This is a genomic window from Rhodothermaceae bacterium, assembly GCA_009838195.1.
Lineage (GTDB): Bacteria > Bacteroidota > Rhodothermia > Rhodothermales > Bin80 > Bin80.
This window is the reverse complement of record VXSC01000030.1, coordinates 16,017-35,961: the sequence shown is the minus strand read 5'-3', so window position 1 is coordinate 35,961 and position 19,945 is coordinate 16,017. Positions and strand designations below refer to the sequence as shown.

The 19,945-nt window shown below is 50.8% G+C and carries 14 protein-coding genes; 12 read left to right on the top strand and 2 right to left on the bottom strand.

The features are described from left to right. The first annotated feature begins 2 nt into the window (after positions 1-2). Positions 3-2,672: a hypothetical protein gene (locus tag F4Y64_06705; protein ID MXX97288.1), complete on the top strand. Its 2,670-nt coding sequence runs from the start codon at positions 3-5 to the stop codon at positions 2,670-2,672. On the opposite strand, the gene murA is transcribed toward F4Y64_06705, so the two are convergent. Beyond that, positions 2,663-3,961 (bottom strand): UDP-N-acetylglucosamine 1-carboxyvinyltransferase, encoded by a 1,299-nt coding sequence (gene murA / locus F4Y64_06700; GenBank protein ID MXX97287.1) that lies wholly within the window; start codon positions 3,959-3,961, stop codon positions 2,663-2,665. The genes F4Y64_06705 and murA overlap by 10 nt on opposite strands. A gap of 450 nt (positions 3,962-4,411) precedes the next feature. On the opposite strand from murA, the gene F4Y64_06695 reads away from it, so the two are divergent. The 11 genes from F4Y64_06695 to F4Y64_06645 all read left to right on the top strand — a co-directional run bounded on the left by F4Y64_06695 (position 4,412) and on the right by F4Y64_06645 (position 18,095). Further along, positions 4,412-5,593 carry a cysteine desulfurase gene (locus F4Y64_06695; GenBank protein MXX97286.1) on the top strand — a complete coding sequence of 394 codons (1,182 nt, stop codon included), beginning with the start codon at positions 4,412-4,414 and terminating at the stop codon, positions 5,591-5,593. Next, positions 5,583-6,236 carry a glycosyltransferase gene (locus F4Y64_06690; protein MXX97285.1) on the top strand — a complete coding sequence of 218 codons (654 nt, stop codon included), beginning with the start codon at positions 5,583-5,585 and terminating at the stop codon, positions 6,234-6,236. The genes F4Y64_06695 and F4Y64_06690 overlap by 11 nt, the downstream gene beginning before the upstream one ends. Positions 6,237-6,312: 76 nt before the next feature. Next, entirely contained in the window at positions 6,313-7,242 is a 930-nt protein-coding gene (locus F4Y64_06685; GenBank protein MXX97284.1) for a homoserine kinase, read from the top strand. Between the two features lie 3 nt (positions 7,243-7,245). Next, entirely contained in the window at positions 7,246-8,496 is a 1,251-nt protein-coding gene (thrC, locus tag F4Y64_06680) for a threonine synthase (GenBank protein ID MXX97283.1), read from the top strand. A gap of 3 nt (positions 8,497-8,499) precedes the next feature. After that, positions 8,500-9,204: a hypothetical protein gene (locus F4Y64_06675; protein MXX97282.1), complete on the top strand. Its 705-nt coding sequence runs from the start codon at positions 8,500-8,502 to the stop codon at positions 9,202-9,204. Next, on the top strand, positions 9,201-10,199 hold the full coding sequence (locus tag F4Y64_06670; protein ID MXX97281.1) for a phosphoribosylformylglycinamidine cyclo-ligase: 999 nt from the start codon (positions 9,201-9,203) through the stop codon (positions 10,197-10,199). Before F4Y64_06675 ends, F4Y64_06670 begins: the two co-directional genes overlap by 4 nt. 62 nt (positions 10,200-10,261) lie before the next feature. Then, entirely contained in the window at positions 10,262-10,945 is a 684-nt protein-coding gene (plsY, locus tag F4Y64_06665; protein ID MXX97280.1) for a glycerol-3-phosphate 1-O-acyltransferase PlsY, read from the top strand. Positions 10,946-10,959: 14 nt separating this feature from the next. Further along, the gene (locus tag F4Y64_06660; protein MXX97279.1) at positions 10,960-11,988 is read left to right on the top strand and encodes an NAD(P)H-dependent glycerol-3-phosphate dehydrogenase; all 1,029 of its coding nucleotides are present in this window, start codon (positions 10,960-10,962) and stop codon (positions 11,986-11,988) included. 131 nt (positions 11,989-12,119) lie between these two features. Next, positions 12,120-12,785 carry an ATP-binding protein gene (locus tag F4Y64_06655; GenBank protein MXX97278.1) on the top strand — a complete coding sequence of 222 codons (666 nt, stop codon included), beginning with the start codon at positions 12,120-12,122 and terminating at the stop codon, positions 12,783-12,785. Between the two features lie 605 nt (positions 12,786-13,390). After that, the gene (locus F4Y64_06650) at positions 13,391-16,540 is read left to right on the top strand and encodes a SusC/RagA family TonB-linked outer membrane protein (protein MXX97277.1); all 3,150 of its coding nucleotides are present in this window, start codon (positions 13,391-13,393) and stop codon (positions 16,538-16,540) included. A gap of 28 nt (positions 16,541-16,568) precedes the next feature. Next, positions 16,569-18,095, top strand: a complete 1,527-nt coding sequence (locus F4Y64_06645; GenBank protein ID MXX97276.1) for a SusD/RagB family nutrient-binding outer membrane lipoprotein — start codon at positions 16,569-16,571, stop codon at positions 18,093-18,095. A gap of 130 nt (positions 18,096-18,225) precedes the next feature. On the opposite strand, the gene F4Y64_06640 is transcribed toward F4Y64_06645, so the two are convergent. Next, positions 18,226-19,929: a GWxTD domain-containing protein gene (locus F4Y64_06640; protein MXX97275.1), complete on the bottom strand. Its 1,704-nt coding sequence runs from the start codon at positions 19,927-19,929 to the stop codon at positions 18,226-18,228. Positions 19,930-19,945 lie beyond the last annotated feature (16 nt).

Sequence of the window (19,945 nt, the reverse complement as noted above, 5' to 3'; positions counted from 1 at the left end):
GAATGAGACGCCCGCGTACTCGCTACATACGATTACCTAAGCGTCAGCGACGATTGGTTGCTGTGCTGTTGGGCGGTTTTGCTGTACTGCTAGTCAACAGTCTGTTCCTGTACCTGGTTGAGGGATCGACGGCGCTACTCTATATGAGCAATGTGCTCCTGCATATTGGTCTCGGGACATTGTTTGTCCTTCCCGCAGTAATCTTCCTGACACTGCATCTGTCAAAGATGCCACTGCGCAGCAACTGGAAAGCAACCTTCGCCGGAACTTTTACGGGAGCGTCACTCATCACATTGCTTTCCACAGGGTTTGGGCTGGTATTTCTGGGTTCGACATGGGGGGCAGGGGCATTACTCATTTTACATGTGATTTGCGTCGCTACATCGGTCATCGGATTTGTGGTCCACGTTTCCCTGAAAGAGGGCATACGGTACAGATTTCTGGAATGGGGACAGGCGTTTCGTTCGGGTGGGGCCCATGCATGGCGTCATCCGCTGTCGCTGACATTGATTAGCGGGCTTGCCGTGACGTTTCTGGTTGGGCTTGTGCCATGGTTGCAGGGCGGTGGCTCAATTTATGTGGAAGAGATGGAGGAGAACCCTTTGGCCGCGTCTCAGGCAATCCTAGCCCATGAAGGATATCTTAGCGATGAGGATTTGGGTAATTCTGAGTCCTGTGGTCAGCAGGGATGCCATCCAGATGTTCTGGCGCAGTGGGAGGCATCCGTTCATCGTTTCTCGTCATTCAATAACCCCTATTACCTGAAGAGTATCGAAGCATTGATTGAGCGGGGCGGTAATGATCCTGCCCGATGGTGTGCATCCTGCCACGATCCGCTGGTCCTCTTTACAGGGCGGTTAACTGACGAGCAGATTTTGGACTTTGAGCATCCGACCTCTCAGGCAGGAATTACATGTTTTTCCTGTCATGCAATTGAGGCCCTGAGAGATGTCAAAGGAAACGGCAGATATGTGATCTCTTCGCCAGATGAGTATCCATTTGCCCGGGCCAATGATGATACCCGTAAATGGATTCACAATACGCTTTTGCGTGCCAATCCCGGTCCACATAGAGAAGCTATGCTGAAACCTGTCCATCAGACCATGGAGTTTTGTGGTACCTGCCATAAAGTAGGCTTGCCTCCTGAGGTGAATAACTATCGCTGGAAGCGCGGGCAAAATGAATACGATGCCTGGCAAAGCAGTGGCACGAGTGGGAATACCGTCCGGTCATTCTATTTGCCCGAGGAGCCCCTCTCTTGCATTGATTGTCATATGCCACGGGTAGCGTCCGAGGATCAGGGGGGGATAGATGGGTTTATCCGCAGTCACACGTTTGCGACAGCGAATACTGCAATCCCTACACTTGAAGGATACCCCAAGCAGGTAGAAGATGCCCAGGAGATGTTACGATCTTCTGCATCGGTTGATGTTTTTTCGGTTACCGTCGATGGCCGGATTTATGGCCCCAATGATATCATGCCTCCTCTGAGACCAGGGGCGGAAGTGGAGGTCACTGTAGTCGTTCGGAACCGGCGCGTAGGGCATCTACTTCCCGGAGGAACGAACGACTCCAATGAAATGTGGCTTGAATTTTCTGCCCAGGATTCAATGGGGACAGAGATATTGATCTCCGGTGATTTAGATGCAGAGGGTCGAGTAGACTCAACGGCACATTTTTGGGGTGCAGTACAGGTGGATCGCGCTAGCTATTTGATTAGTCGGCGTAATGCCCAGGACTGGATCGCTACCGTCTACGCCCATATGATAGGACCAGGCACAGCGCATACGGTGCATTATGGTTTTCGGGTGCCATCGAACACAGACATCCACACTTTGTCTGCCCGTTTGTATCACCGCAAGTTCAAGTGGTACTTTCACAACTGGACATTTCGCGGCCGTGTGGCTCCAGGTCAGCCGGATTCCCTGGCACGTAAAGAGGTTGATCTACGGAAATGGGAATTGGGACCGGGCGAAGCTCCCGAGATTCCGATCACTTTGATGGCCTCCGCCAGACGGTTGGAAGGAGGTCAACCAGATACGACGTATGCGTTATGGCAGCGTTGGAATGACTACGGAATTGGACTTTTTCTCGAGGGAGATACGCGTGGGGCACTGGAGGCATTCAATCAGGTTTCGATAGTTGCTCCGCAAAGCCCGGAAGGGCCCATCAACTTGGCCCGGGTGCATCTTGCTGAAGGCAGTCTGGAAGCAGCGGAAACGCAGCTTGAAGAAGCAGAAGAAAGATCACCAGGATATCTCAAAACTGCGTACTTCCGTGCTGAAGTGCTGAGGGGTTATGGGTTGTACGATGATGCGATTACAGAATGGTTGAAAGTATACGAGGTCTACCCGAATGATCGCGTGCTTTTGCTCGCAATCGCACGGATGCATTATCTGATGGAACGCTACGATATGGCTCTGCAATGGATTGATCGCGTGCTTACAATCGATCCTGAGGATCTGGGAGGCTTATACAACAGGATGCTCACGCTCGGTGCGCTGGACCGGACCGAGGAGCTCCAGGAAGCACAGAGACTATACGAGTTCCACAAAGACGACGAGACGGCCCTTGCCGTCACTGGCCCCTACAAGCAGCGCCATCCATCCGATAATCTTGAGGCACAGCCCATCCATCAGCATAGCTTGTACCCTGTACAGCGTCAGCCCTGATTCGGCGCGGCAAATTCGTCGTACTGCTCCCGCCGAATATCAATTCCGCACTGGCTGAGTTTCGATTCCAGCTCTTCGTAACCTCGATCCAAGTGGTAAATTCGGCCCACATGCGTAGTTCCCTTGGCAACCAATCCTGCAAGTACGAGCGATACACTTGCACGCAGATCGGTACTCATAACACGTGCACCGGTTAATTTCCTTCCACCGTGAACGGTGACTTGGTTTCCATGGACGAAGGCTTCAAGGCCCATACGAGCCAATTCTGGAATATGATTGAAACGATCACCATAGACTTGATCGGTAACCGTTGCAGTTCCATTTGCACAGGCTAGAAGCACTGTCCACTGGGCCTGTAAATCCGTCGGGAATCCAGGATAAATGGCAGTTGTAATGGAAACAGGTTTTACGCTTTCGGGTGGTGTTACAATGACCGAATCATCTTCAATGGTGTAGGCGGCTCCAGTACTTCGAAATGCATCCAGAAATTGTTCTCCCAGATGATCTGGACGGGTATGGGTCAGGCGTATGGATTCACCGGGCGTGCCAGCGATTGCCGCAGCAATCATAAAGGTACCTAACTCAATGCGGTCAGGGCAATTACTATAATTGACGGCTTGTAATTCCGGGACTCCTTCAATTTCGATCGTCCGTGTTCCAATCCCTTCCAGTTTCGCTCCCATGGCCTGAAGCATTTCACAGAACACGACTACATCTGGCTCAATCGCCGCATTTTCAATTCGACTGCCACCACGACCTAAGCTGGCCGCCAGAAGCAGGTTGACCGTAGCGCCGACACTGGACGGTTCAAACCGGTAAGATCCCCCAGGTAAGCCTCCGCGAGGGGCCCGTGCCACGACATATCCCTCATCTAGGTCAATCTCTGCTCCCAGTGCCTTCAAGCCTTCGAGATGTAGATTCACAGGGCGGGGACCCCAGGCACATCCACCAGGCAATGAAACCCGTGCCTGTTGACTGCGCCCGATCAATGCCCCCAACATGTAGAAAGAGGCTCGCATTTTCTTCACCAATTCATATGGCGCCTCCGGGAATCCAATCCGGGTTGCATCAATCTCGAGCCCACGGCCTTTGCGTTCTACCGAAGCTCCCGTAATTCGGAGTACATGAGAAAAAGTAGTAATGTCACGCAGATGAGGAATTCGGTCCAATTGGGTCACTCCGTGAGGCAGAATTGCAGCGGCCATCAGCGGCAATGCTGTATTCTTGGACGCACTGATTGCGAGTGTGCCACCAAGCGGCTGACCTCCTTGAATGACAAGTTTATCCATAATCAGTCAGTTTATCGATCGGCGAGATCATAGAAAGGTCTACGCCTTCTTGAACGGAATTGCACGGTCAGAGCGTCCATTGATTTCCCCAATCTAGGAGGTTGATTCCTGAGATAGATCTCAGAGTGCATCCATTACATTCAATGCTCACTCTATAGGACAGGGCGTTGGCACCCTTATACTTTGTTCAACGATAAAAGAATCCAATGAGTGCACATGAAATCCATACTCCTAAAGAATGAGTTTCTTGCATATGAATCGAATTTCCAATTCGTAGTACAAGGAACATGGATGCAGTCTCGGCAGGGTTGAAGAATTTCGCTGTACTAACATAAATTCTTCAATTCGACTGACCCTGACTGCAAAAATTTTTACCCGGCGGATGTCCTTCTTGGGAAAATAGTCGCTCATTGAGTTGCATATCAGGTTTATCTGCAGACTGATCGAAGTATGAAAGGGAACGGCCAAAATCCTGCACCAGTCTATATGGATCATGCGGCGACCACTCCACTGGATCCCGCTGTCCTGGAAGCAATGCTACCGTATTTCGGGGCCAACTTTGGCAACGCATCCTCGGTTCATCATCTGGGAAGAGTTGCGCGAGGGGCCATCGAAAATAGTCGGGAGAAAATCGCAGAACATCTTCATGCAAAACCGGAGGAAATCATTTTTACTAGTGGAGCCACAGAGGCGAATAACCTTGCATTCAATTTCCTGAGCGCGGGAGAGCATTTAATCACATCAAGCATTGAGCACAAAGCTGTACTGGAACCGGTCAAAACACTGGAATCCTCGGGTGTACAGGTTACTCGCCTTGCACCCAATCCAGAAACCGGTGTCCTGAGCACGGATGACATTGCAAAATCTTTAGGCTCGAGCACGCGCCTAGTCTCTGTGATGTATGTCAATAACGAAACCGGTGCAGTGACTCCACTAAAGGAAATCTCCGCCCTCCGTGATGAGCATGATTTCTTTCTACACACAGATGCGGCGCAGGCGGCTGCATGGTTCCCCATCGACGTGAATCGACTCGGTGTGGATATGATGTCGCTTTCGGCCCACAAAATGTATGGCCCAAAAGGGATTGGTATCCTTTATGTTCGGGATCGTGTGCAACTCATGCCACAAATTTTTGGCGGTTCACAGGAAAGAGGGCGCCGAGGAGGCACAGAAAATGTAGCCGCAGTGATTGGAATGACAGCAGCAATGGATTTGATTGCAAATGATCGGGATGCACATGCGTCCCGCGTCACGAAACTCCGTCAGGAGTTGCAGACACAGCTAGCGGCGGCGGTCGGAGATCAATTGGTCGTGAACACACCGGCGAATGCAGCCCCGCACATCCTTAATGTTGCATTTAAGCCGATAGATGGCAAACCCTTGGATGGGGAAATGCTGCTTCTGAATATGGATCTGGAAGGCGTGTATGCTTCTGCCGGCTCCGCGTGCACCAGTGGGGCGATCACCCCGAGTCACGTTCTACTGGGATTGGGAATCCCCGCGTCCACCGCCCGTGCATCACTACGGCTTTCACTTGGTCGTTTGACGGGAGAAGAGGATATCAAGAGGACGGTAGCCTGCATCCATAAGGTTGTCAAAAGAATGCAAGCGCAGAGGCAACATGAAGGGTAGGGCGCTGATTGTCTTTGCCCGTTCTCTCAAGTCCGGCCAAGTGAAGTCCAGGCTGACAAAACTCATCTCTGCACAGGAGGCAACAGATTTATATCGGATGTTTCTGGTGGACAGCCTGAAGCAGTACGCATCACTCAATGTGGCGGTGCGTCTGTACATGTCAGATGGCATCCCTCCCGATATTCCCGTTTACGGGGCAGTGATCAAACAACAATGCGGGAAGGAGCTGGGCGAACGTATGCGCCATGCTTTTCAGGAAACAGCTGCAGCAGGATATCGGCAGATGGTCATTATCGGGACCGACCATCCTACGTTGCCGGACGCTTTCATCCAAGATGCATTTCATGCATTATCGGATTTGCCAAGTATATGTATCGGGCCCACAGAAGACGGAGGATATTATCTTTTGGGAATGAATCCATTTATTGACGGCCTGTTTGACGATATGATTTACAGCCGACCAGATGTTTTTGAGTTAACCTTAACCCGAGCGTATCAATCGGGGGCGAACGTCGTTCAACTGCCAAAGTGGTACGATGTAGATACCCCGGACGACCTGCGCCGGTTGGCCTCAGAAGAGGAAGCAGTGCCCATAAACACATTGAAAATTGTAAAGCAGCTGAAAGCAAAATACGCTCTCTAAATCGTGATAGATCACCTGTAAATTGATCACAGGGCATTGCTTTTGATCCGTATAAAACCAATACTATACTTGACACTTGAGTAACTCAGACAATCATACCGTTCGCGTTTTTGGTTCCGCTTCGTTATCCAATCTGGGGCCGGGTTTCGATACATTGGGATTGTGCCTCAAGGGAATGGGAGACGTTATCGAAGCCCAGTTTTCCTCGAAGCCGGGAATCACCATCACCTCTTCGGCCCCTATTCCGCTGGAAGCCAGAAATAATACGGCAGGACGTGCAGCCCATCTGGTTATGACGAAGGCCGGGGATAAGAGGGGGCTTCATTTACACATAAAGAAGGGCATTCCCATTGGCTCGGGGATTGGTGGCTCTGCTGCCAGTGCTTCAGCTGGTGCATGGGCCGCGAATCTCCTTCTAGGCAAGCCATTCACCAAGGAAGAACTGGCTTTCGAAGTTTTAGAAGCCGAGCGATTGGCCAGTGGAGGCGCACTTCATGGTGATAATGCATTACCGTCTCTTTTGGGAGGCCTCATCCTTACCTCTCCTGTCAGCCCCCTTGATTATCGTCGAATTGAATTGACAAGACCGATGCACCTGGTGGTTGTATTACCCAAAAGGACGATTCTCACCACCGATGCAAGAACGATTCTGCCTAGTGTTGTCCCGAGACTTGAAGCCGTACATAATGCCAGTGATTTGGCGTTTGTACTGCATTCATTAATGGCGGGAGATTGGGATACACTTGCTCCTTACATGATGCGAGATCGCATTGTAGAGCCCGCACGGGCAAGCCTTTTACCCTGCTATGCTGCCGTACGTGAAGCAGCAATGGATGCCGGTGCATGTGCAGTGGCATTAACTGGATCAGGACCGGCGATGTTTGCGATTGTAAATGATGCGAAGTCGGCATCAGAGATATGCAGTGCAATGGTTGAGGCGGCTGGAGAGGAAGCGAATGGGATCGTCACGCAGGCAGATATGCATGGCGTTCGAGAATGTACATAGCTCATGTGGTATGTGAGTACGCGTGGGAATGTGCAGCCCGTTGATTTTCCGACGGCATTATTACAAGGCTTGGCGCCGGGTGGCGGGCTCTTTGTCCCAGAAAAACTTCCAGAGATAGACACGCAAGCCTGGAAGGCAGCTACGGATTTCTCCGCAATGTCTATGCGGATCCTCACGCCATGGCTGGGTAGTGAAATCCCCGAAACGGTCCTGGCATCCATACTCAGGCAAGCACTTAATTTCCCGGTCCCCTTGGTAAAGGTGGGGAATGTATGGGTCCTGGAGCTCTTTCATGGCCCGACCTTGTCATTCAAGGATTTTGGTGCACGTACGATGTCCCGGCTCATGAACCATTTGGTCAAAGATGAGCCGCTGACGATCTTGGTCGCCACCTCGGGAGATACAGGAAGTGCAGTGGCGGATGGCTTTGGTAATCTCCCGAACTTGCGGGTTGCCGTGCTGTACCCAAAAGGCCAAGTCAGCCCCACGCAGGAGAAGCAGCTTATTGTACAGCGGAAGGGGGTGCGTGCATTTGCGGTCAACGGGACCTTTGATGATTGCCAGGCAATGGTCAAAGAACTGCTGGTTTCCCCTGGAGGCCTGCGCCTATCTGCGGCGAACTCCATCAATGTGGGACGTCTTTTGCCACAGATGCTCTATTACTACTGGGCTTTTGCACAGGGGCAGTGGGGCAGTGCTGATGTATGTGTTCCCTGCGGTAACCTTGGCAATCTGACTGCGGGAGTGCTGTCGTCGCTTTGCGGACTTCCGGTACGCAACTTCATTGCTGCACATAATGCAAACGATGGATACCCTAAATTCCTTGCAGGTAATAAAAGCGCTTTTGGAGAGTCCATCCGAACGCTGTCGAATGCAATGGACGTAGGTCGCCCTAGTAATTTTGAGCGTCTTAAATTTTTGTTGCCGGAAAATCAGATGCGCCGCATGATCCAAGGCAACTCATGCTCTGACGAGGACACACTGACCTCCATCCGGCGTGTTTACGAAGAAACTGGCTACACGGCTGATCCACATACCGCGGTCGCACTGGCAGCTGTACGTAATAGACCCGCACCGGTGGTCGTATTGTCAACTGCCCATCCTGCCAAATTTCCTGATACAGTGGAACGGGCACTGGGGCATGCTCCTGCTTCCGTCCGTGCATTGACGAAACTGGAATCAATGCCTACTCGTGTTCAATCACTTGAACCAACATCAGACGCACTCCGTTTGAAACTCGAATCTTGGAATTGATTGATGCCCCCCTTCGCTCCATCGGACTGGCCGCAAAATGAATTCCGAGCGGCAGCGGAAGTTCTTTGGCAATGGCACTATGCGGCACGGGCCGGTGAGGACTCACCTGTCCATCGTAGCAAAGCGCACGCAATATGCGAGGAGTTTGGTTTACCGGCTCACCTAGTTGATGCTCAGTTCATTGAAGAAGGAGTTCCGACGATCCATACGATTACGGACCTCTTTGACTACATGGACCGCTCTACGGGCTCACATGCACTTCTGTTGGCAAAGCTGGCAGGATATACCGCAAACTGGGTCGAGGATCCAGTCAGAAAATTTGGGCGAGCTGTGTTTCTAACGCGATCCCTCATGTTCCTCAAAGAAGATCTACAGGCAGGGCGACAGTTTATTCCGCTTGATCTACTGCAGAAAAATAATGTGGACAGTACAGACCTGATGGAGGGCAGGCTTTCTTCCGGACTTCGCTCAGTACTCTGGAAACAGGTCGTTTATGCACGAGATGCATACGCCTCATGCAGAACCTTGAACAGTGACCTCAGCGGCTGGTGTCGACGGCGATTTCGTATCTACTGGACCGGTGGACTACATACCTTGGCTCGGATAGAGTCGCGGAAGTTTGATGTTTGGTCAAAGCCGGTCGAACTTACGTTACTAGACAAAACACGCGTATATTTGCAGGTCTATACAGGCAAAACGATTCGATGACAGACTATAAGGATGCAGGTGTAGATATCCAAGCGGCCAACGAGGCGCTAAAACGCCTGAAGCCTTTAATCAGGTCAACGCATACCCCAGGAGTGATTCGAGATGTCGGGGCATTCGGAGGCTTCTTCCAACTTGACCTTTCTGGGTACAAGAAGCCCATATTGGTATCCTCAATCGATGGTGTAGGGACGAAGGTGAAGGTCGCCGTAAAAGCGGGGGTTCACGATACGGTTGGGGAAGATCTGGTCAATCACTGCATAAATGATATTGCCGTGTGTGGGGCTGAACCCTTGTATTTTCTTGATTATTTCGCGGCCGGAGAACTATCCCCCGTAGTTCTGGAAGCAGTGGTAAAAGGGATGGTTCGCGCATGCAAAAATGCCGGGATTGCTCTGATTGGAGGAGAAACCGCCGAGATGCCCGACCTGTACTCACTTACGGATTACGATTTAGCGGGCGTAATCGTGGGCCTAGTGGACAAGGACCATATTATCGATGGTAGCAAGATCCAGAAGGGAGACACGCTTTGGGGAATCCCTTCGTCTGGACTTCATACAAATGGCTACTCCCTTGCACGCAAAGTTCTCCTAGGAACCCTTTCGGGATTTCATCTGAACGAAAGGCCTGCACAACTGAAAGGGACAAGCATTGAAGAAGAATTATTAAGCATACACAAGTGTTATCTATCCTTAATCCGCGAGCTCAAAGAGCATGCACATGCTTTTGTTCATGTGACCGGAGGTGGGATCGAAGGAAACACCCATCGCGTACTCCCTGACGGGCTTCATATACAGGTGGACTACGAAAGCTGGGAGCGCCCGCCTGTTTTTGATCTCATCCAGAAGCGCGGCGCTGTGCCGGAAGACGACATGCGAGATACGTTTAACCTGGGGATCGGATTGGTCGTGATTGCGCCTGCTTCGGCAGAGCAGGACATCCGGCGTATTGTAGCGGCGCATGATGAGAATCCCATTGCGATGGGATCAGTATACTAGCTGTAGTCGCGCGTTTAAGTCTCCAATTTCGCGTTAAACCGCCGCCAAATCTTTTATTCTTGATGGGCTCGATTATTCTGATATTGGTTTTGAGCTACCTTGCGGGATCTATCCCTGGAAGCGTATGGGTGGGGCAATTACTGTATGGGGTTGATGTACGTAAGCACGGCAGCTTGAATGCAGGAGCAACAAATGTTTTTCGAGTATTGGGATGGAAAGCGGGGGTGTTATCCACAATCATCGACGTCGGTAAGGGATTATTGGCCGCGGGCGTAATTGCGTCTATTCGCATTGATGAGCTTCCATCAGGGTTTGCATTTTGGCAGGTGGAATCCGTTATCCGCCTGTTAGCCGGTATCGCTGCGATTGTTGGTCATATGCTTCCTGTGTGGGCCGGATTTCGAGGGGGAAAAGGCGTGAACACCGCTGCAGGAGTCTTATTTGCAATTACACCGAAGACGATGTGGATTGTGATCGGGGTTTTTACCTTGGTGTTGTTTAGCTCAAGATATGTTTCTCTAGCAAGTATTACTGCGGCGTTGATGTTTCCGGCGACAGTGGCCATTCGAATGTTCGTTTTTGATATTGAGGCATTGGACCGGAGTCTGCTCTTATTTGGTTGCATCTTCGCGATTGCAATTCTTTATGCTCATCGGAGCAATATCCAGCGACTTGTTTCGGGTAAAGAGAATAAGGTCCAAAATTTTCGACTGGCCCATGGCATGCGTGGGCGTGGTGAGCTATAGCCTCCGCCAATTGCATGCCGTGTGCAATTTCCGTTTTTGGTGCTGGCAGCTGGGGCACTGCACTTTCCGTGAGTTTATCTAGCGCAGGTCATGCAGTGACGCTCTGGGCCCGCAGAGAGGATCTGGCAAACGCGATCCAGCACGAGGGTCGCAATCCTGAATATTTGCCAGATATCTCAATTCCAGCATCCGTGACTGTTACGGCTGATCTTGCTCTCGCGGCGCAGCAGGCAAGCTGCTGGGTGATCGCAACCCCCTCGCACACAGTACGCAAAATAGCCACAGATTTACTAGCCTTCTGTGACCAGGAGACAACGGTAATATCTGTTGCCAAAGGGATTGAGACAAAGACAGGACTTACAACGACTGCGGTGCTGGCAGGTGTGGTAAGCCCGCCCATCCCCAGAGGAAACCTGGTAGTTCTATATGGTCCGAGTCATGCAGAAGAAGTTGGAACAAGGAAGCCGACGACCTTGGTTGCTGCATCAACCGATATGAGACGGGCGGAAGCTGTGCAGGAGATTTTCATGACGGACCGGCTCAGAATTTATGTGAACAGCGATGTGAAAGGGGTCGAAATTGGGGGAAGCGTTAAGAATATCATGGCGATCGCATCTGGAATCAGTGATGGAGTTGGCTATGGGGATAATGCCAGGGCAGCTCTCATCACGAGGGGGATTGCAGAGATCCAGCGCTTGGGAAGTGCACTGGGTGCCGATCCCCAAACCTTCACAGGTTTGACTGGCCTTGGAGACCTAGTGGTCACATGCACCAGCCAACACAGTCGTAATCGTCATCTTGGAGAAGCGATCGGGCGCGGGGCGACACTTGATGAGATAACAAAATCCATGAGTATGGTGGCGGAAGGGGTCCGGACCACAAAGGCAGTATACAACATGGCACAGCGACTCGGTATTGAAATGCCGATCACCGAAGCAGTGTACGGCATTCTTTTCGAGGGCAAGCGGCCTCATGACGTAGTTCAGGAGTTAATGACACGATCGGCGAAACAGGAGGAATGGCTACAGGTTCAGGAGCGCTAAAGCAGAACCTGCGCTTCAGTTCAGCTCCAAAGATTGCTCTTTTCGTCCCGGATGTTTACTATGTAGGTGTGGAGTGTCGTAGGACTCATCCTGTGCTCACTGGAGGTTCTTTTCAAAGGTTATAGGCAGCCATGACCCAGGGAAACTTGGAACAAATAGTGGCAGACGGCGAGGGCTTATTTCTTGAATTTAAACATCGCCTACCCGAGAGTGAGCGGGTTGCTCGCGAAGTGACTGCCCTTGCAAATACGAGTGGAGGACACCTATTAATTGGGGTTACGGATGACGGTAATCTGAGTGGTGTGAAGGATCCGGAAGAGGAAATGTACGCTCTCAATCATGCACTTGAGAAATACTGTACTCCCGCGATAGCCCTGAAGTCAGAGTACATTAAGGTCAGTCGAACCCGTACAGTGGTCGTGATCAAGATCCCATTGAGCCCGGTTCGCCCTCACTATGTCAGGGATCTATCTACTCACCAAAGATCCGTCTTTGTTAGATACAGAGATATGTGTATCGTGGCGAGCCGTGAGGCGCGGAAACTAATGAAGCGATCACCAGAAACGGAGAATGTGTTGATTGAGCTCGGCGAGAAGGAACGTCTTCTCTTGCATCTTCTTGAACAGGTAGGTCGAGTGAGCGTCCACGGTTTCGCTAAACGTGCAAAAATTCACCCCGGAAGAGCATCCCGTATAATCATCAGAATGACAAGAGCTGGGATTCTTCTTCATCATATTGACCTGAATGAAGACTACTTCACCGCAGGGGAAGCGCTGCGCTCCAACTCGTCTAAATAATCCCTGTCCGTAGCTCCATTCATATATACATATCTCTGAGATCCTTGCAGAACTCTCCCCCAAAGAGACGACCTATTACGAATTAACAGCAATATGACAAATATTACTCATTCTGTAACAGATAAAGTACATAGTTGACGGAAAAATACTCGAAGCGTTGCTATCTTTATAAACCAGGCTGATCAACTGTAGGGCGACGCCTTGATTTGAGATTCACATTTTGAACTGTAGAGACTAGAATCTTTTAACAACTTAATGCCGAACACAAAACAGGCCTCTGGAAGGGCTTCCATAGACTTCATGCTCGTTCCGTGGAACAAAAAACTGATGCTTGGATACAGTACTTAAGGTTTTAGGGAATAGATCAAACAAGTCGGTTACAGCTTCGGATGTAATTCCCTTGAATTTTACTTGATTTTAATGACTCAGGTGCGTATCATTGTTAGCGCACATTGAATATTGCGGAGTAGGTATGACTTGGAGTTATTTCAATTGGAGATTTTCGCATGCCGTAGCAATACTGCCTGCTTTTGAAGGATGCTTTACTGGTCAACGACATTTCACTAAATAGGACAATCATGCTCAAAAACATACTCAGGCTCTACATGTGTAGTCTATGTATCCTACTGACATCCCTCATGTCAGTGGACAAGGTTGCACATGCTCAAGACCATACCGTTCAAGGTACGGTCGTGTCTGCCGTTGACAACTCGCCTCTGCCAGGGGCCTCGGTTGTCGAGACCGGCACGCTGAATGGTACCGCTACGGACGTAGACGGATCATTCTCTCTCGAAGTGTCCAGTCCGGACGCATCGATTTCAATCACGTTTATTGGCTTCGTAAGCCAAACCGTTGCGGTAGAGGGTCGGGATAACATCACGATTTCCCTCGAGGAAGATACCGGACTCTTGGAGGAAGTTGTCGTGACCGCAGGTGGAATTGAGCGGAGGGAGCGTGCATTAGGGTATGCCGTGACCGAGGTAGGTGGTGAGGATCTACGCGAAGTTCGTGAAAACAATGTCGCAAATGCGCTGTCTGGCAAGGTAGCAGGCGTAGTCGTCACAAAACCCGCTACTGGACCCGCAGGCTCAAGTCGTGTAATCATACGTGGTGCATCATCACTCGGCGAAGATAGCCAACCACTCTACGTGGTAGACGGTGTTCCGATTGATAACACTACCCTGGGTAGTGCTGGTATGTGGGGTGGTTCGGACGGTGGTGATGGGATTGGTTCGATTAATCCTGACGACATCGAAAAGGTGACGGTCCTGAAAGGACCTTCGGCGGCTGCACTCTATGGCACCCGCGCAAAGAATGGAGTCATTCTGATTACAACCAAGAGGGCTTCTCCAGGGCTGGGATTAGGTATTGAGTTTTCCAGTAACACTACGTTTGAGAATGTCCTGGTTAATACAGACTGGCAAACCCAGTATGGTCAGGGTTTGCGTGGCGAAAAGCCGACCTCAGTAGATGAGGCACTTTCGACTGTTGACGCTGCCTGGGGTCCTCGACTTGATGGCGGGCAGACCATAAGTTGGGACGGTACACAGCAACCGTACGGCTTAGCCGCTGACCCGGTGACATCCTTTTACAATACCGGACTTACCAGCACAAACAGCATTGCCCTGACGACAGCAAACGAAGTCAGTTCCCTGAGGATTGGCCTGTCCCATCTGACGAATGAGGGCATTAGCCCCAATTCGGGACTCTCACGTACATCGCTTTCGGTGAGAGGATCTTCGCAATTTGGCTCACGTCTGAGCGCAGATGCAAAGATCAACCTGATCCGGGAGTTTGTAAATAATCGCCCAAGGTTGAGTGACTCGCCTGGGAATGCAAATTATTCCGTCTATCAGCTGGCACCGAATGTGGATGTAGAAACCATGCGGTGTCCCCCTGAAGATGAAAGCTGCACGGAGTATGGGACTGACGTAGATGGCCGCGAACTGCATCGAGGCCTGTTCGGGAATATCTACCAGCAGAACCCTTACTGGGCCGCTCATCAGTTCACGAATCAGGATGAAGATCTACGTGCCATCGGGTTTGTTTCCCTAGGCTACAAATTTGCCGAAGGCATACATTTAACCGGGCGTTTTGGAGGTGATACCTATACGACACGTCGGACAGGGATTACCCCATGGGGAACCGCGTATAGCCCACTGGGCGGCCAAGGAGAGACCGAGTATCGGATTACCGAGATTAATACGGACTTCCTCCTGACCGTCAATCGCAACCTGACCAGTTCAATTGGACTCCAGGCAACCGCAGGCGGGAATATACTCTACCGGGAGAGAGAGACTCTATCGCTGAGCGGTGGGGGAGGGTTTAACGTGCCGGGACTAGAGGTCGTTACGAACCAAAATACCCGATCACATGGCTACGGCTATAATGAGAAACAGATTAACTCGTTGTATGGATCAGCAGAATTGTCCTATAACGATTTTTTCTACCTGACGCTGACGGGCCGTAATGACTGGTCGTCTACACTTCCACTGGAGAACAACAGCTATTTCTATCCTTCTGTCAGTGCTAGTCTTGTGTTGACGGATGCGATTGATATGCCCAGTTGGGTCAGTTTTGCAAAACTCCGTGCCTCATGGGCTGAGGTTGGTGGGGATACATCCCCCTATCAGCTGGCATTAACCTACGGGTTAAGTGGCAGCCATCTTGGCCAACCTCGCGGGAATATTGCACAAGGAAGTATCCCCTTGGCCAGCCTAAAACCCTCGAAAACCGTAGGGATTGAGGGAGGTTTTGACATACGCTTTCTGCAGAACCGTTTCGGTATAGACTTTACCTACTACACGGAGAGTGCGACAAATCAGATTCTGTCTACGACGATTTCAAGTGCATCAGGATTTGGCGCCCAGGTGATTAATGCAGGTGAAATTTCCAACAAGGGAGTTGAATTGCTGATTACAACGACTCCTGTCCGCCAGGGAGACTGGCGCTTGGATGTGGATTTCAACCTTGCACGTAACCAGAATGAAGTTGTGGAGCTCGTAGAGGGCCAAACTTCACTGAGTCTCGGCGAAAGTCGGCACAGAGGTAATTTTGTGACCGCTGATGTCGGGGAACCCTACGGATCAATCAAAGGACGCAAATATCTTCGCCAGAACGTACCAACCGGCGAAGACGCTACCGATTGTGATGCAACCGGTCCAATTGTACACGATGCAGACGGGCTACCGATGCGGACCTCCAGTCTGTGTGTGCTCGGCAATGGCACCCCCGATCTGAGTGGTGGCATTCGGAGTGCATTGCGCTGGCGGAATCTCTCGCTAAACATGCTTTTCGACATGCGCTTTGGTGGAGAGATCTTCTCCGTTACTAACAGTGCAGGCTATGCCAACGGACTTCATAAGAATACCTTGGAAGGTCGTGATGTGGGCTATATCGTCGGGGATGGCGTCAATCAAGACGGTCAGCCAAATACGGTTCAGGTCGATCCACAAGATTACTTTCAAAGAATTGGTGGCGGAACGATCGGCGAGGAGTTCGTCTACGATGCTAGTTTCGTGAAGCTACGGGAATTGTCGGTCAGCTACAATCTGCCATCACGCCTGTTTGTCCGCACTCCGGTCAAATTTGCATCGGTTTCTCTCGTTGCCAGAAACCTTTTGTTGCTGTACAGCAACGTAGACAATCTTGATCCAGAATCCCTGTATAACAGCACGAACCGTGGGATTGGACTTGAGCACTCAGGGGTGCCGCAAACGCGAAGCATTGGCATCAATCTCAATGTCCGTTTGTAGCCCTAATCACTTGAAAAACTCAAATACTATGACAAAATTGAATAGACTTTCGATAGCGGCTGCTTTGTGTTTGTCTCTCCTGATTGCCTCCTGTGACTCAGGTTTTGAAGAGATGAATGTAAATCCGACGCAAGCTTCTCAGATTGACCCAAACTTTAAGCTGACCAATATCCAATTGCGGATAAGCGGTGAGCGCTACGAAAATTGGCGTACCAATCTGATTTACAGCTCCGTAATGATTCAGCATTTTGCCACCTTGCCTGGTTATTGGGCAGGTGACAAGTATGGATATATTGCCTCCTATTCTGCTGCGATGTGGGATCGGTATTACCCCAACATCGCCAAGAATATTGAGGACCTCCTTTTGCAAACTGCTGAAGACCCGGAAATGGCAAACATGCATCATATCACACAGATTGTGCGTGTGATCATGTATCACCGACTCACCGACCTTTATGGAGACATTCCATATTCTGAGGCAGGTAAGGGGTTCATTGAAGGGGTTACCCAACCGAAATATGATGCGCAGTCAACGATCTACCCGGATATGTTGGCAAAACTTGAGGCGGCTGCTGCGGGATTAAGCGCAGGTAGCCCGTCCTTTGGTGGTGGCGATCTACTGTATCAGGGAGATGTAGAGAAATGGAAGCGGTTGGCCAATTCCTTGATGCTTCGATTGGGTATGCGCCTAGTTAAAGTTGATGCCGGTGCAGCGCAGAGTTGGGTCCAGAAGGCCATTGCCGGTGGAACGATGGAAAGCAATGATGACATTGCCTATGTTCCCCATAATGACCCTTCCGGCTGGAGGAATGGAAACGGCTTAGTATTCCTTGCTGACAGGAGTCCTCGGATCAGCGAATTCTTCGCGAACTGGATGGTCGAGCATAATGACCCACGCCTGTATGTATATGGACAAACCCCTGTAGCTGGATCCGATCCAATTGGGATGCCGAATGGCCGGATTGCGGGTGGATCAGACGCTGACCATGGAATTGAAAACCATTCCAGTTGGGTAAGTTGTGATTCCGGAGCCGAGCCGTGTGGGATGGATGTATACCTTGTCCCTAATGATGTGATCAAGGGGCAAGATGATCCAATGTTCTTTATGACCTACGCCGAAGTGGAGCTTCTCAAAGCCGAAGCTGCACTGCGTGGCTGGCATAGTGGAGATGCTGCGACTCATTATGCGAACGGTGTCCGCGCCGCAATGGAATACCTTGCGATGTATGGTGCGGCTGCGGCGATTTCAAGCGATGATATTGACGCTTACTTGGCTGCGAATCCCTACGATGCTGCAAATGGCATGGAGATGATTAACACACAGCTTTGGGCTGCCGTATTACTCAACGAGTACGAAGCTTTCGCCAACTGGAGACGGACCGGTTATCCCGAACTGACTCCCGTCAATTATCCTGGTAATGTAACTGGCGGTACGATTCCTCGCCGTTTACGCTACAGGGAGAATGAGGCAGTAGCCAATCCGCAGAATTATTCTGCAGCAGTTTCTGCCCAGGGACCAGATGAGTTAACCACACGTGTCTGGTGGGACAAATAATTGAGTCCTGAGCACTCAAACAAACGGGGGCATCTGCATTTGTGGATGCCCCCGTTTTATTATGCCCCGCAACCCGTGCGTTGTAATCTGGCAAGGTCGAATATCATACAGAAGCCTGACAATCCTGGGATTACTCCTCATAGTCAAAGCCGATAGATCTGGACTTTGTCGTGCCTGCAACCTGGTCCGTAACTGTTAGCGTGAGGGTCAGCGGCCCTGGCACCCTCCACTCTCCGATATCAATAACCATAAATTCTCGAACGGTTGCCGCATTCCCCTCATAATCAAAAGAGGTTGTTATCGGGTCTACGTCCTCGCCACTCAACGAATATGCAACCGTATAGCGAGTCCGATCTTCCTCGTTGAATCGCAGAAAATAGGCTTCAAAGTAAAGAGCAAAGGGAGTATCTGGTCGGATCTCACGACCGACGTAGGGAACTGCACCGTCAAACGTATCTGCAGACTCCAACCGGAGCGGCTTCAGGTCGCTGAGTTCCAATGAGACACCGTCTCCTTTTAGCGATTCCAGTGTATCTACCGTAGCAACCCCGATTGCCCAGGCAGCAGCCGGTTGTGGAGGTATCGAATCCGGAACCGTCCAATGCAGAGACCACTGCATCGTGATGGGAGATGTGGAGAAATCACGGGTAATCCAGGAGTAAATTCGTTGTTCTGAGTCTCTTCCTTGTGGCAGGTGGTATCGCCGGAGCTGAATATTTTGAGGCTCGTATTCAGGTCCATGCTTTGTTAAGCCGACACTCAGTATAAAATCAGACGATACCCTTTGCTGCAGCTGCTGTAAACGGCGAGTCATACTTCGACTTGGGCGGAGTTTGCTCACGTCAATACCCCAATATGCCTCCAGCCGGGTTGAGCCGTCTCGCTCCAAAAATCGACTGAACCTTAGTTGAGGAGTCAGTTCTATGGCATTGCCGTACACATTGGTTACGCTGGGGGGAACGGATTTCGCACGACGCAGCTGATGTTGATCATCTCTGGTTCGGGTATCCTGGATCGCCCACTGAGAGAATTCATAGGGCCTTAGGGGGACGGATGTGGGTAATGTTGTATAGTTTACGATCGCGTCATAGATTGCGCCATAGTGGTCATGTTCCATGGCTAATTGCCCGAATATATCCTCCATCCAGGCAAGGAGGAGTCCAACCCTTCTCCGGGTTCCCCGGAGGTTGGGGGGAATCAGAGATTCAGGCGTATCAATCCGGTATGGTCTTCGACGAGACAGCTGTACAAAAAGATAGTGCGCGTCATCGTGAATGCCACGGTACACCCATATCTCATTCCGGGGGAGGCGATATTCCAGTGGTAAAACCTGAAGCCTTGGATCTTCAAGGTTGATCGCTGCTTGGCGCCAAGGTCGACCGAATCGCACAAAAATTCGCCCTCGATCATCCACTCCCAATGAATCTCTACGAGCAGCATAGTGCTGTTTTGCGTGGTAAACCCGATACAGATGCTCTTCTATCCGTTCATTGTGATACGTAGCGGGTAACGGGTCCTGGCGGTGCCACCAGTTGATAATAGTTTCCGAGTCCTCACGTGTCCCTTTTCCACCGATGAGCGATTGCGCGGATTTATGGACAACTGATTCCTCCGGTGTAATCATTGCGATCCAGCGCAGATGCCACGCAAGCTGTTCCGGATCACCCACGTTTGGATCTGCCGCCTGCTTGAGCCACTCGAGGTAAGAGGCCGAAGCTTCTGAATAAGAGGAAAAGTCTTGCTCCGTAAAAATTCGTGCAATGTCTGCTTCCTGAGCGAAAACAGAGAATACGATCAGGCATTGAATCCAGAGAATGGAAAAAACCCGCCTCATTATCGTTTGATGGTGT

Coding starts and splice junctions, on each gene's coding strand:
- F4Y64_06705 (MXX97288.1), top strand. CDS start 3: ATGAGACGCCCGCGTACTCGCTACATACGATTACCTAAGCGTCAGCGA.
- murA (MXX97287.1), bottom strand. CDS start 3,961: ATGGATAAACTTGTCATTCAAGGAGGTCAGCCGCTTGGTGGCACACTC.
- F4Y64_06695 (MXX97286.1), top strand. CDS start 4,412: ATGAAAGGGAACGGCCAAAATCCTGCACCAGTCTATATGGATCATGCG.
- F4Y64_06690 (MXX97285.1), top strand. CDS start 5,583: ATGAAGGGTAGGGCGCTGATTGTCTTTGCCCGTTCTCTCAAGTCCGGC.
- thrC (MXX97283.1), top strand. CDS start 7,246: ATGTGGTATGTGAGTACGCGTGGGAATGTGCAGCCCGTTGATTTTCCG.
- F4Y64_06675 (MXX97282.1), top strand. CDS start 8,500: ATGCCCCCCTTCGCTCCATCGGACTGGCCGCAAAATGAATTCCGAGCG.
- F4Y64_06670 (MXX97281.1), top strand. CDS start 9,201: ATGACAGACTATAAGGATGCAGGTGTAGATATCCAAGCGGCCAACGAG.
- plsY (MXX97280.1), top strand. CDS start 10,262: ATGGGCTCGATTATTCTGATATTGGTTTTGAGCTACCTTGCGGGATCT.
- F4Y64_06660 (MXX97279.1), top strand. CDS start 10,960: ATGCCGTGTGCAATTTCCGTTTTTGGTGCTGGCAGCTGGGGCACTGCA.
- F4Y64_06655 (MXX97278.1), top strand. CDS start 12,120: ATGACCCAGGGAAACTTGGAACAAATAGTGGCAGACGGCGAGGGCTTA.
- F4Y64_06650 (MXX97277.1), top strand. CDS start 13,391: ATGTGTAGTCTATGTATCCTACTGACATCCCTCATGTCAGTGGACAAG.
- F4Y64_06645 (MXX97276.1), top strand. CDS start 16,569: ATGACAAAATTGAATAGACTTTCGATAGCGGCTGCTTTGTGTTTGTCT.
- F4Y64_06640 (MXX97275.1), bottom strand. CDS start 19,929: ATGAGGCGGGTTTTTTCCATTCTCTGGATTCAATGCCTGATCGTATTC.